We start from the raw sequence: 13,337 nt of genomic DNA on the forward strand, positions 1-13,337 counted from the left end.
CCCCGCGCAAGGGACACGGTCCCGCGGCCGAATCCTCGAAATGCGTGATGTATCGCCAAGCGTAGCGATCCGCACCCGGCAGGTCCGCCTCGGAAGTTTTAGTTCCGGCGATTCCGGACGGAGCCCAATGCCCAGGTCGATCGTGTTTGCCCTCGGCGGATGGACCTCCCGGTTCCGCCGCGGCGTTCTCATACCGTGTTCGTCGTCGATGCGGAGTGCCGGACCTTGGCGCATGACCTCAGCTATCCGCCCTTGGATCAGCCGAAGGAGGTGGCGGACGGCGTCTGGGTCGTCGATGCCGCACCGATTCACGCGGGCGGCATTCCCCTGCCCTTGCGGATGACGGTTTTGCGCTTGGCCGGCGGCGAGTTACTGCTCCATTCGCCTGTTCCGCATCATCCGGCTCTCCAGTGCGCCGTGGAGGAACTCGGACGCATCGGTCACCTCGTGGCGCCGAGCGTCGGGCACTGGATGTTTCTGAGGGACTGGCAGGCCGCTTGTCCCAACGCGATCACCTGGGCGGTCCCGGGGCTCGAGGACCGGAGCCAGGTGCGCCGAGCGGGCGTGGCGATCGATGCAGAATTGACGGACCGGCCACCCCGCGTCTGGGCCAAAGAGATCGATCAGGTCCTCGTCGCCGGACCCGTGTTCAAGGAAGTCTGTCTCTTCCATCGCCCGAGCCGGACGCTTCTACTGACCGACTTGATCATCAACTTGGAGGGCGACCTTCTGCCGGTCTTCGCACGCCCCCTGGCCCGGCTGCTCGGCATCGTCGCGCCGGAGGGCAAGGCTCCGCTCTACCTGCGGCTCCTCCTGCATCTGAACCATCGGGACACGGTCCAGGCCGCGCGCCGCCTCGTCGCCTTCCACCCGGACCGGGTGATCTTCGCTCACGGCCAGTGGTTCGACCGCGATGCCACCGAAGAGCTGCGCCGCTCGCTCGCCTGGATCCTCAACGGAGACCGCGCCGCGAAGCGACTGTCGGCGGCCGGCGCGAGACCCACCCGCACACCCCTGCATTCGAAGACGCTGGCGGGCATGGCCCTCGTGGGCGCCTTGGCGCTGCTCGCCTATCTCCGCCGGTCGCAGCGCTGAGCGTTGCCGTGGTCCGAGGGTGGGACAAAATCGAGAGGATTGGTGCGGACGGCGGGAGACCCTTCGTACCAGTCCAGATCATTGTAAACATTGATGTTTTTCAGGCAACTTCGGAGGGCTTTGTAGCGGTCTTTGTAGTGGCTGGCGAGGGGTTGAGCGGGAAGTTCAGAGCCGCGCTGCCCTCATTCAGAGACACTGACCGAACTGAAGGCTTCTAAGACGCACGAGGTGAGCGTCCAATCACGCTGCAAACCTCGTGCGTCAGTTCGGTCAGTACCTGCGGTCGCTGCTGTCGCTCATACGCCGCGCAACGTAGTCGCCTGAGTAGGACTTCTGCCCAAACACCAGCCACCCGATGCCGAACCCAATAGTCCCTGCGATGAACATGCTGGCCAACGTGGTGCTGTCGGGGTTGCTCACGGCGCGCCTGCCCTGGCGGTAGTAGTCAGCACCACGCCTGAAGAAATCGTCCACCATCTCAGGGGCTCGGTCGCTGACGCTACGAAGCGTCTCCTTCGCTTGGCCTGAAACGGTGTTCACGGCGTCCTTCACCTGATCGGTAGCGGCGCTTAGCGTCTCCTTGGCCTGACCTGTGACGGTGCTGAGGGTATCATTAGATTGATCCTTCAACACCGGCCCCTCAATCCCGGGCATCGGCTTCTTGAAGCCCTGCTGCCCAGCCACCCTGCCCTTATCATCTTGGTACTCAGCGTCGGTCATTTCGACCTCCTAGTTCGTCTGCCAAGTGCGTTGAGCAGCAGGCCAGCAGCCTGCCGCCCAGCAGTTAGCCCTCAGCCCTTCTTATTGGCCTTGCTGTGCCCGACTGCGCACCCAGCAGCGGCACCCACTTTGCCGTGGCCAGCCATCTTGCCAGCCACGCCACCGACGATAGCGCCCTTGATGCAGCCCTTGGCTTCCACCGGGCTCACGTTGGCGAGAAGGCTAAGGGCGAGACAGGCCGCGAGTGCGAAAGTGGTCTTCATGGCGTGGTCCTCCGTTGGTCGTGGTATGCCAACCGAAGGTGTGACCGGAGCGTTCCGGTAAGATGAGAAGAGAGGGTTCAGCAAGGAAAGACTCGTTCGACGCGTGGCGGTACCGCTTCAAGACCCTCGCTTGGACTCTGAGGATCAACGACAGCTTTGAGGAAGCCATTGTAGGGCACGCTCCTGATAGCGCTCCAAGGGCTTACGGAACGGTCACCCTTGCGACCATGAAGGAAGCGCAGGAGCGCATCCCCGTCTAACAAGGTCGGAAGCTCTCGCGGAAAGCGGCAGCGCCAACTGTCGTTCCTCTCGGAAGCTCGACCCACTCTGAGAGGCCTTATTCCACAGCTTCAGGCCTAATCATTTGGACGCGCTATGGGATGCTAAGATTGGCTCTGGGCATATTCAGGCGCTCGGGAGCTGGCGTACGGATAGATACGGATTAGATGCGTTGTACGGATAAGGGCTGAAAGCTGCGATGCTGTAGAGGAAGATTTAGAAGGTCCGGTATGCCGAGCTGAAACTAACGCACTGCAATGCCTGTTCGCTTGAATCAAAATACTTTTTGTCTAAACTCCTCCTGATAGACCCAGGTTGTGCGAATGAGGTACGATGTCGACGCTTACGATTCCCAGCCCTTCCGGACAAATTATCCTGGAGATTCTGCCTGCGAAGCCACTGTTCATTCTCGGGCGTAACGGGACGGGAAAGTCTGCGCTAGTACATGCATTGCAGCAGCAGCTAGCGGGACGGGCTGTATATCTCCCTGGAACGAGGACTGGAGTATTTGACGGAGAAGGCTTAGGCATGACGCCAGTCAGTCGACGTCAATTTGCTCAAAATCTCTTTGGATGGGACAGCTCTCCAGATACACGTTGGAAAGTAATTGTCGGAAACCAACGCAACGAAAAAGCGGTACATGATCTAACTGCTTCAGAAATACAGTACAAACTAGATTTGGCAAATCAAGTTGCTGGTGGCGACACGGCTGTAGCCATAGAAAGGCTGCAGTCTAACGACTCGCCATTGGACAAGGTTAACCTGCTTCTCGAGCAATCTAATTTGCCTGTGCGAATTATAATTGATAATGCTGAAATCAAAGCTGCTCAAAGTGGAAGCATTTATAGCTTCGCACGCATGTCTGACGGCGAGCGTATTGCGCTAATACTCATCGCAGAGGTGGTCTCTGCGGTAGACGGTGCCGTATTCCTAATTGATGAGCCCGAACTTCATCTTCATAGAGCAATCATAGTTCCTCTTATTGCAGCTCTCGTGAAAACTCGGCCATTGTGCGAGTTCATTATATCGACTCACGAGCTTGAACTCCCAGCCGAGGTACGAGATGCGAGAGTTTGTATCGTTAGATCTGCGAATTGGCTGCATGGGAATGTTGCTACGTGGGATGTAGATGTTATCGAGGCGGCGACCATACCTGAAGACCTCCGTAGCGATGTTCTCGGGTCACGCCGAAAGGTTCTATTCATTGAAGGCAAAGCAGACAGCCTTGATCGCCCAATGTATGCTGTCCTTTTCCCAAAAATCTCGGTTCGCCCGAAAGAAAGCTGTCGCGATGTAATAAGAGCAGTTGCAGGATTGAGAGGAACATTCGAGCTACATCATACGGAGGCATATGGATTGATCGATAACGACGGCATGTCCGGCGAGCAGTCCGCTTCTCTGATGGAAAGTGGTGTCTTTCCATTGTCTGTATTTGCCGTAGAGAGTCTATATTACTCACCGGAAGTTATGTCCGCCGTTGCACTCCGGCAGGCTGGAACGGCTAAGCCAAATGAGGCAGAGCAGAGGGCGGTAGCAGAGGCATATTTGGCTGATGCGAAAACAAAGGCATTGGCTGCAGTTGTGCATGGAGACCGCACTCAGCATTTAGCTAGTCGCATAGCTCAGCGGCAGCTAAGAGATAAGTTGATTTCGCTTCTGCCATCCAGGGAAGCTATGATGGCGCTTAATGCCGGGCCGATCAATTTAACAATTCCATCGCTTTATGAGGAGGAACTGTCCCGGTTGAAAGCCTTAATTGCTGCGGGAAACCTCGACGCAATCATTTCGCGGTATCCAGTCAGGGAGACAGGAGCACTCGACGCAATCGCGAAAGCGCTTCGATTCCAGGGGCGCGGAGATTATGAGGCTGCAGCGTTAACCCGCATCTCTTCTGAAGAATCGTTGATGCAAGCCCTCCAAAATAAGCTCAGCCCCCTGTCCGCGATATTACTCTGAGCCTCTATGCCCTGCCAGCTTCTCTGCTTGCAATCCCGTCCGCGCGCTCGTTCAGCTCGTGTCCAGCGTGCCCCTTCACCCACACCCAGGTAACGCTCTCGTGCCGCGCTACGGCCATCTCCAGCATCTGCCATAGCTCCTTGTTCGCCACCGGCTTGCCCCCGGCTGCCTTCCAGCCCTTGGCCTTCCACCCTGGTAGCCATTCGGTGATGCCCTGGATGACGTACTTGCTGTCACCCAGCATGGTGACCACGGCACCGGGGCTCAGGGCTCCCAGGCCCGCGATGGCTGCCGTCAGCTCCATCCGGTTGTTCGTGGTGCTGGTCTCACGGCCCTTCACGATCTTCTCCGCGCCTGTGCGGGTGTTCACGAGGATGGCCCCGTAACCTCCTCGTCCAGGGTTACCCTTACAGGCCCCGTCAAAGGCAATGGTGATCTCGCGTGGTGTGCTCTGCGTTATCGCGTCTGACATGGTCCGTGATCCTGTTCTGAAACGAAAAAGGGAGGAGCCCTTGCGAGCCCCTCCCGGTTGGTCGTGTGTGATGCGCCCTTCCCGGTTACTTGGCCGGGAGGAGCGATGATGTGGCGTTGATGGTCTGGAGCATCAGCGGGTAGTTGTGGAGCACGTTCAGCGCCCTGGAGAGGTTGCGAACGTCCCCGCTGACCAGCTTGCCGCCCTCGTGGAAGGAGCTGGTGACCCCACCGACCCCCTTCAGGAAGTCGTCAGCGAGCCCGGCAGTGGGGTTGGCAAGCAAGCCTGCTGAAGGGTTCTGAGTGGATCGGGTGTTGAACCACGGGTCGAAGCCCGCGATCCCCGCTCCGAAGTCGAAGGCACCAGGGATGAGGGACGAAGCACCCGCCCTCTGGAACCCTGCCATGGCGATCTTGGCATCCGACAGGCGGTCGCTCGCGGCCTTCTTCTTGTCCTCATCGGACATGCCAATGAGGCTGAGGTTGGTCTGAACGGTGTAGGCCATGGCCCCGAACATCATCGAAGCCATGAACCCAAAGAGGTCGTTCAGCTCGTGATTATGAACCGCTGAGAGCGTCTGCTTCGACCAAGCGCCGATGACGAAGTTCCTGAACTGGAACAGTATCTTGGCGAAGGGCGAACCCAGCATCGCGTTCATCTGGCCCAGATCGTTCTGCTGAATGGTCCTACGGGTCCACGTCGTGATCGCGTGCTCGAAGGCAGAGCGAGCCTGAGGCTCCCACTGCTCCAGACCGAGTATCTGGATGTCGCGTCCACTCTCACCCTTGATGGTGGCGCTGTGCGTCTTGATCTCCTTCAGCACCCGCTTCTGCATGTCCTGATCGAGGCCGATGAGGCGCATCCGCTTCTCTGAAAGGGCACCATCCTCCAAAGCAGCCGCACGGAACTTCGCGACCGCAGCCTTCATCGCCCAACGCTCTTGGAACGTGGTGATGGGGGCCAGGGAGACCATCGAGGTGTAGCGTGAAGCCTTCTTGGTGATCTGTTCAGCGGCATCGAGGCGGGAGCTTCTGGAGGCACCGTCAGCCATCTGAGAGGCCACGTCGTTGCCCTGCCAAGTGATCCCAGAGCCACGGAGGTGGTCCGTACCGCTGGTGAAGGCGTACTCCCAGTCCTCCAACTCGTCCCGAAGGAGCTTGCCGGTCTTGGCGTCCCGCATGAAGTCACGGAAGCCAGGGATGGTCTGGAGCATGTGCTTCACGCCGAACTCACCCAGGATGCGACCGAACTCAGCCACTGAGGACCAACCGGCCTGGGACATCAGGCGCACGAAGTTGACGTTCTGGATCACCCGCATGGCCTGTCCGAGCCGCGTCCGGTCCACGCTCTGTGGCACTCCACGGATCGTGTCGTAGGCGAACTGGAGGTCACCAAGCTCCCTCTCCAGGGTCTTGGCGCGGTCTAGAGGGCGAAGGTCGCTGTCCAGAGCGCGTGCCTGGGCCATGAGCTTCTGCCAGTCGCCATCGGAGTGGATGCCGTCCACGAGGAACTTCGGAGCGTCCCCGTCAGGGTGCCACTTCGGGTTCTCGATCCGCATCTGTCCGAAGGCTACGGCCCCCGACATCTGCTTGTTGTAGGCGTGGACGATGGCGTGCATGTTGTCCTCCCAGAGGTCCGCGATGGCGACCTCACGACGCCCGTTGCGTCCCTCCAGGGTCATCTTGAAGTTCTCGTCCATGACCGTGCGGCGCTTCTGGCGGCTCGTGATGGACTTCCCGTCACCGGACTTCTGCTCAATCTGATAGAGGGCTTGGTTCACCTCCACCTCATCGAGCCCGTACTTCACCAGATCGGAGCGTAGGGCTTCCACATCAGACCCTGAGAGGGCCTTCATGGTGGACAGCTCCTGCCCTGCGTCCACCTTTGCGAGGCGGTCGTAGTAGTAGGAGCCCAGCTTAGCGGCGAACTTCGGGTCGAGGTCAGGGTTCTTTCGCTCGATGGCGGTGCCCAGGAGGCGGCGCAGCTCGTTGCCGTGCTCCATGTTCAGCTCGTTGAACCGCCCCCAGTTCGTGTAGCGCGGGAGGTAGTTCGGGTTGTCTGCCCAGTCCTCGGCCCCCGGTAAGGGGCGCATGGTCTCACCACGCTTGTAGCCAGGGTTACGGGCATACTCACGCCAGCTCTCGGACTGCTTCTGCCACGCGGTCGCCATCTGCTTCACAGCAGGATCGACTGAAGCCAGAGGATCGGAGTTGCGGACGGCGTAGGAGATGGAGCGTTGAAACTCCACTTCCTTGCCCCCGAACTCCCAGTCGTACCACGAGATGTTGTTCCGCTTCCGGTAGTCGCCCGTTGCAGCCTCGTACTCACGCGACCAAGCCGTGTTGGCCTGCTCCTGAAGTTGCCGTGCCTGGGCCTCCACGGGGATGGAGACGGCCTTGGAGGTGTTCTTGTTGCCCACCGTATCCTGCACCAGGGTGTCAGTCAGAGCGGCAACGAGAGGGTTCTTTGAGTTCTTGTGACGGGCCATGTCGAACCGCATCGGGTTCACGAAGGCGTCGCCCGTGGCTTCCGTCTCAAGGAGGCTCATCTCGTAGGTGTCGGAGCGGACGGCATCCCTCTGCCAGGGCACGGCGGCAGCACCGGCAGATTTGTTGTCGAACGCTGTTCCACTCTCCAGCTCGGTGCGGAGGGTATGCATGGACTTCACCGCCTGCTCTGCCGTCTCCTCGATGTGTGTGCCCTTCCAGGCATGACGGTTGAGAGCCAGGTATCCCGCAGTGCCCATCACGCCAGCCCAGAGCGCGTCCTGCGTCTCGTAACCGGGCTTGTTGAGCATCGCGGGGATGTCGGACGCGACCGCTCCCAAAGCACCATCGGCAGCCGCTGCGCCAAAGCGGGCCACCCGTCCAGCGCCAGCGAGCTTTGCCACCGCGCCCACAGGTGCCAGGAAGGAGATGGCGAGGCCCGCAGGATCAGCTAGCCCAACTGCCATGCGGACGAGAGAGCCATACTTCGTGGCGGCAAGCCTACGCTCTCGTTCCGCGTCTGCCTGGGCCTGCCTTACGCGGAAGTCCCAGTCCTGTTCGGACGACGCTATCGAGAGGTAAGGCAGATAGCGTGCATCAAGCTCCTTGATCTCGTCCTGCTGAAGGAGCTGTTTCGTGACTTTGAACGCAGGATCGTAGACGGCCTTGTTGTTGGACTTCAGGGCATTGGCGATCATCCAGTCCTGCGTGGCGGATGCCTGGGCAGCCTGGACGAGGGAGTAGGCCCTGTCCTCCTCAGCCTTCACCCGCTGACGGTCATCCTCACGGGAGAAGGGGATGCGCTGAGAGGTGCTGGCCGGGTCGCTGGTCATGCCCATGCGGGCGATCTTCGAGGCACGCGCGTCCAGGGCCTCGATGTGCCACGGCTCGTGGCTCATGGGGAACCCAAGGCCGTACTTAGCGGCGTTGGCGTGGAGCCACTCCTTCACGGCAGGGTCGCCGTTCATGTTGAGGTCGGCAGCCTTACCGTGGTTGTGCATCGAGTTGCCGGGAGGGGCGACCCACTTCCGTGCAGCCTCCTCCGAGCCGTACTTCTTGACGGCAGCAGCAAACAGCTCGGCCTGACGCTCCGGGGAACGGAAGCCTGAGTTGATCTGGAACTTGGCCCGAAGGTTCTCGGGCATGTCCGCGACCATGTTCGCAAGGCGGGACTTGAGGTCCCAGTCCATCTTATCGAGGTGCTCGGCATCGTGGCCGGGAGCCAGGAAGGGCTTGAGGTCGATGCGGGGCTTCGGGTGAGCCCCCTCCTCGCCCATCTTCCCCCCTGCCCATGTGTAGAGGTCACCGACCGTCCGCACGTTCTTGAAGATGTTGAGGTTGGAAGCGATGGCCTGAGTGTCGAGGACGCGATCCACCGGAGTGTCGGGGGACGCCTTCAGGATCATGGCACCACCCGTGGGACCGAAGACCCACCCGAGCTTGCTCTCAGAGGCCGTAGGCGCACGCCCAAGGACGCGCGTGAGGTTCTCGTTGATCTCCCGCATGTAGTACGGGGCCACACGGGCCTGCTGGATGGGGTCCATCCGGTTGTTTAGGCCGAGCTGAGGGTAGCGGGCTGAGAGGTCGTTCCACGTCCCGTCCACGATCTGGAACAGGCCCTTGGCGCTGGAGGTACGGGCACGAGCGTTCGGGTTATCGGTGCTCTCCGTGGTCGCCACGCGGCGCATGAGGTTCACGTCAACACCCGCTGAGGCGGATGAACGCTCCAGCTCGGGCTCCCATGGACCGTTCGATACCGGGGCCACGATAGGCTGCACGATGCGGGGCGGCTGGATGCCCGTAGGAGCCTCAGGAGCAGGCATCGGGGCAGGAGGCTGGGCGAGTGCCGGGGTAGGCTTGGCGGGCGCTGAGGGGGCTTCAGGGGCCACTACAGGGGCTGTTACGGCCTGCTCCGGGAGGGTGACTGGTTCGGGGGTAGGCGACCCGGCCACCGGATGAGGGACAGTGGGTTTGAAGACGTGCTTCGTCCCGTCAGGGGCTGTGATCGTGTTCGCCTCGTCTTCGAGGGCCTTCATCGTGCGGTTTGAGCTGGTGGAAAGCTGAGGAGCGGACACGGGTGTGCCTTCGCTCGCGCCCTGTGACGGGACGGGATCGTTCATGCGGTTCTCGCGATGTTAAAGGATTAAGGTTTGAAGAGCCGATTGGCTCAAAGGTTAGAAGATCGATGCGCTGCCATACAGATCGTGCAGCGTAAGTTCCTGCTGACGTTCATTGCGCGTTCATCGGCGTGAATCAGCTGCCAATGCCTGCGTGCGACCTTTTGCAAACCGGTAAACCGGAACGAGTGCCTGCCGAGACCGTTGGTTTAGCAATCAGTCATTCAGCAGGAGATACCGAATGCGCAAGTTCGCAATCGTTTCGACGGCAGTTCTTAGCCTCGGAGTGCTTGCCGCAGCACCGGCAGAGGCCCGTGGATTTGGGCACGGTGGTGGCTACGGGCATGGCGGGTATGGCCACGGTGGGTTTGCACGCGGTTACGGCGGTGGATACGGGCGTCGTGGGATCGGAACTGGTGCAGCTGTAGGTCTTGGTATCGCGGGCCTTGCAGCGGGTGCAGCAGTCGCTGGGGCCTACAATGGTGGCTACGGCGGCTACGACCGTCCCGTTGGTTACGGCTACGCCCCGGCCTATGGTTACGGTGGCGGCGGTTACTACGGCAACGGCTACTGAGCAGTCGGCATTGGTTGAGCGAAAGGGGTCACCGAAAGGTGGCCCTTTTCTCGTTGGTACTTCAGTACCCCAGCATAGCTTCGCCTTAGCTTGGGCACGTCGGTTGAGGGCTTATGACCCTCGTATAGGGAGGAGCTGAGAGAGATACTGAAGGTGACTGGGTAGCAGGGTACTCGGTGGTGACAGGGATGGTATGGGAGGTGATCTGCCTGGACACCTCTTCCATCAGCACCTTCACCTCGGATGCTCTGGACCAGGGCACCATCAGACCATCGTGAAGGCCAAGCCCCACCACACCCCTCGTCTTCAGCTCCAGCAGCACCTCCATGAGGATGTTGCTCTCCGTGAACATGAGATGGTGACCGAGCCCTTCCCCGAAGCAAGGAGCCAGATCAGGGTGGTGGTGAAGGATGGCCTCCCTGACATGAGGCATCGTTAGGCTCTTGGGCATCACCTCGTCTGGAGCAGTCACCTTCGGCCAACGGCACCTGTGATGCTCATCGAACATGAGGCAGTTCACGATGAGCTTGGCAGCTCTGCGATGCCCTATGAGGCCAGGGATCGCGTAGAGGTCCCCTTCAGGCGGTGCCAAACCCCTATGAGCGTAGGCCAGTCTGACGAACATTGAAGAGAAGTCGAGGATCGCAACAGGCTCATTCTCGATCCTGATGCTGCCCCTTCGGCGCTTGTTGAGGTTCGACCACCACCCACCGAACATCCGCCCTCCTCGATCATGGCTGATGAGGTGGTCTTCCTTGGCAGTGAAGCACCGCCGCTGCTGGCGTTGGAACGTGTCTACGAACTCCGGGCCATCGTATCGGAAGCCCAGGTCGGCACCCATCAGGAAGGCGTTCAGCCCTTCCATCTGACTCCTCATGGCGAGAGTGGTGCTGGTGTCTGGGTAATCCACTAGCTCGCGTGAGAAGCCTTCTCCGACAGGCCCGCGCCGCTCCTTCTGCGAGAGGATGATGGTCTCCCCCGCAGAATGTCGAAACTCATCAAGGGTGATGCCGATCTCGTGGACCTTGACCCTGAAACGAGAACTCGGTGCGATGGCTGATGCCTCACCCATGCCGGGTGACGGATGGAAGGTGAGCCAGCCGATGCCCTCCAGGCTGCTGATGGTGCTCGCGAAGGTGTCACCGAAGGCGGGGTGATCGTAGCGGGTGCGTGGCTTCCTGGCCTTGCCCGTGAGGACAGCAAGGTTGCCTGACGGTGGTAGGAGCGAGTGACGAGCAAGGTTCATCACCACAGCCTCCACCATCACCCTGTGGTTCGCCTCGTCCACCTCCTTGCGCTGGCGCTTCCGTGCCTGTGTCTGGTGCTCGTACTGGGCCACCAAGGAAGCGGCTTCTTCGACAAGCCTGATGGTCCTTACGGAGCCCACCCCAAGCCACTTATCGAGCCAATGAAGCCGCTGTGACGGCTCCTGTGTCGTCACCGTCACTGAAGCGCCTCCAGGGCTCCCGCCAGAGACATCATGCGCTGCTGTTTCGCCTCCTCCTGCTCCCGTTCGAGCTTTGCGAGGTGCAAACCGACACCACCAAGGGCATCGGCCACCCACTGACCGAAGACCATGACGGCACGCGGCGTGAGTTCACGGTAGGCTTTGTGGGTCTTTCCGGTCTTGTGGTTGTACCATGAGCCCGCGTTTAGCTCGGTTAGCCCACGCAGTCGTCTGACGAGCTGGAAACGGAAGGCAGCATCTGACCGGAACCGTCGAGGCTGACGATCCTGCAAAAGGAACATCGCGAAGGTCGTCTCGACCACCTTTGACGGCTCCACGTTGCTCGCAAGCTGGACCACCTCCTGGGCTGCGATCCGGTCAGGGCGATAGCCTGCCTGACCACGCTGGAAGGCTGCCTGGATGCGTCGGGCGTGCTCCAGCACCGCGTTCCATCGAGCCTCGCACTCGGCCCAAAGCGGGCTTGTCTCGTTCCTCGCGATGCGTGCTCGGACGAGCTTCAGGTACTGGGTGAGGTCAGCCTTGGTGATGCTCTCTTGCTCCGGGTGGCCGTGACGACGAGAGCGGGAACGATGGGTCTGGCAGAACGCCCCATAGCGAGACGTTCGCGCGCCACAGCCGGGCGCACGGCAAGATCGGACTGTCATGTGTGATGATCCTGGGTAGGAGGCCGTAAGGGCTGCGCGAGGCGGCGTTAAGTCGGCCTAGAAGGGGAACTGAGGCCGTCCCTTGAGGGACAGATGCGCAGGCAGAGGATGGCCCTGCGGAGTGGGCGATGCGCTTCCTGCCTGTGTGCGGGACAATCGGAGCCGAGGCCCTGTCGTAGCAAGGTGCTGTCCTGCAAGTGTGCGGGGTAATCGCTGCAAGAACCCAACCGCGAGATGGGCCTCTACCAAGTGTGTCGGGTAAATCCCCCACAGGCGGTCGTAGCAGTTGGCGATTGCTGCTTCCTAGTGTGCGGGGCAACCTTGGTTTTTGTAGCTAAGTGACTGATAAACAAAGATTATATTCGAGGCACGCTCAGCGCACGCACAGCCGCCTAGAACCCTCGAATGAGCGCGAGCACGATCAGCGTCAGCACCGCCGAGATAATGATAGAGCCCAGGCAGCCCAGGCGGTTGGAAAAGAAGAAGAACATGCCTGACAAGCGCCTGAGGGACCGCATGGTTTCCCAGGATCGCTACAGCGGGCGTTAGGCGACCTTTGCGAGCACCCTCGACACCTGCATGGGCGACCACTCCCCGCCTCGTGCAGTGGGGATGCCGCGCTCGTTCAGGGCTCGTGCAAGGGCACCGTAGGAGGTCACTCCAGCGGCCTGAAGCTCCTCGATAATGGGCGCGAGGTCAGCAGCCCGTCCATTCGCCTTGGCTGTCCGAGTGGCTCGACCCGCCTCCCTGGTGGCATCCGACATCACCACGCCCCGATTACCTCCGAGCTTCTGTCCACGCTTCTTCGCAGCCTGGAGGGCAGCCTTGGTGCGGCTGGCTATCATCCCGGCTTCCAGCTCTGCCACTGAGGCCATCTGCTGGAGCAGGAAGCGCCCTGTTGGTCCTTCGATTTCAGGGAGGTCGCAGAACCGGACATCAACGCCTGCCTCAAGAAGCCGATGGAGGAAGGCCGATGAGCGGGTAAGCCGAGATACGTTCGCGACGATGAGCGGGATGCGATGCAGGCGAGCCGTGGCGAGGGCACGCTCCAGCTCGGGACGCTCGCTCTTGCGTCCACTCTCAACTTCCACGAACTCCGCGCGGATGCTCCAGTCACCACCGTTCAGGTAGCGAGCCACGGTCTCCTTCTGCGCCTCCAGGCCGAGACCTGACGCGCCCTGTCGAGCCGTACTCACGCGGTAGTAGGCGACGAAAGCACCCTGCGCCATGGCCATCACACTCCAGTCAACGAACGTTGGCCAG

10 protein-coding genes are annotated in these 13,337 nt (G+C 60.7%); 3 read left to right on the forward strand and 7 right to left on the reverse strand.

The genetic code is table 11. The annotated features are described in order from the left end of the window. Positions 1–225 precede the first annotated feature (225 nt). Positions 226–1,095, forward strand: coding sequence for a DUF4336 domain-containing protein (locus tag AC1MGR_RS21040; RefSeq protein ID WP_480232821.1), 870 nt, complete (start codon positions 226–228; stop codon positions 1,093–1,095). Between the two features lie 270 nt (positions 1,096–1,365). On the opposite strand, the gene AC1MGR_RS21045 is transcribed toward AC1MGR_RS21040, so the two are convergent. Next, positions 1,366–1,815, reverse strand: coding sequence for a hypothetical protein (locus AC1MGR_RS21045; RefSeq protein WP_480232822.1), 450 nt, complete (start codon positions 1,813–1,815; stop codon positions 1,366–1,368). Between the two features lie 71 nt (positions 1,816–1,886). Then, complete coding sequence (locus tag AC1MGR_RS21050; protein ID WP_480232823.1) at positions 1,887–2,078, reverse strand: hypothetical protein; 192 nt, start codon at positions 2,076–2,078, stop codon at positions 1,887–1,889. Between the two features lie 807 nt (positions 2,079–2,885). On the opposite strand from AC1MGR_RS21050, the gene AC1MGR_RS21055 reads away from it, so the two are divergent. After that, the gene (locus tag AC1MGR_RS21055) at positions 2,886–4,313 is read left to right on the forward strand and encodes an AAA family ATPase (RefSeq protein ID WP_480232824.1); all 1,428 of its coding nucleotides are present in this window, start codon (positions 2,886–2,888) and stop codon (positions 4,311–4,313) included. 4 nt (positions 4,314–4,317) lie between these two features. Here AC1MGR_RS21055 and rnhA read toward each other — a convergent pair whose 3' ends face one another. Together rnhA and AC1MGR_RS21065 are read right to left on the reverse strand one after the other, a co-directional pair. Further along, entirely contained in the window at positions 4,318–4,785 is a 468-nt protein-coding gene (gene rnhA, locus AC1MGR_RS21060) for a ribonuclease HI (protein WP_480232825.1), read from the reverse strand. An 85-nt stretch (positions 4,786–4,870) separates the two neighbouring features. Further along, the gene (locus AC1MGR_RS21065; protein WP_480232826.1) at positions 4,871–9,391 is read right to left on the reverse strand and encodes a D-alanyl-D-alanine carboxypeptidase family protein; all 4,521 of its coding nucleotides are present in this window, start codon (positions 9,389–9,391) and stop codon (positions 4,871–4,873) included. Positions 9,392–9,629: 238 nt separating this feature from the next. Here AC1MGR_RS21065 and AC1MGR_RS21070 point away from each other — a divergent pair, with 238 nt between their 5' ends. Then, positions 9,630–9,962, forward strand: a complete 333-nt coding sequence (locus AC1MGR_RS21070; protein ID WP_480232827.1) for a hypothetical protein — start codon at positions 9,630–9,632, stop codon at positions 9,960–9,962. Between the two features lie 85 nt (positions 9,963–10,047). On the opposite strand, the gene AC1MGR_RS21075 is transcribed toward AC1MGR_RS21070, so the two are convergent. The 3 genes from AC1MGR_RS21075 to AC1MGR_RS21085 form a co-directional block, all read right to left on the reverse strand. Continuing rightward, complete coding sequence (locus tag AC1MGR_RS21075) at positions 10,048–11,409, reverse strand: hypothetical protein (protein WP_480232828.1); 1,362 nt, start codon at positions 11,407–11,409, stop codon at positions 10,048–10,050. Continuing rightward, the gene (locus AC1MGR_RS21080) at positions 11,406–11,852 is read right to left on the reverse strand and encodes a hypothetical protein (RefSeq protein ID WP_480232829.1); all 447 of its coding nucleotides are present in this window, start codon (positions 11,850–11,852) and stop codon (positions 11,406–11,408) included. Before AC1MGR_RS21080 ends, AC1MGR_RS21075 begins: the two co-directional genes overlap by 4 nt. Positions 11,853–12,619: 767 nt before the next feature. Then, positions 12,620–13,303 (reverse strand): recombinase family protein, encoded by a 684-nt coding sequence (locus tag AC1MGR_RS21085; RefSeq protein ID WP_480234862.1) that lies wholly within the window; start codon positions 13,301–13,303, stop codon positions 12,620–12,622. Positions 13,304–13,337 lie beyond the last annotated feature (34 nt).

It is taken from the genome of Methylobacterium sp. BI1 (assembly GCF_056680125.1).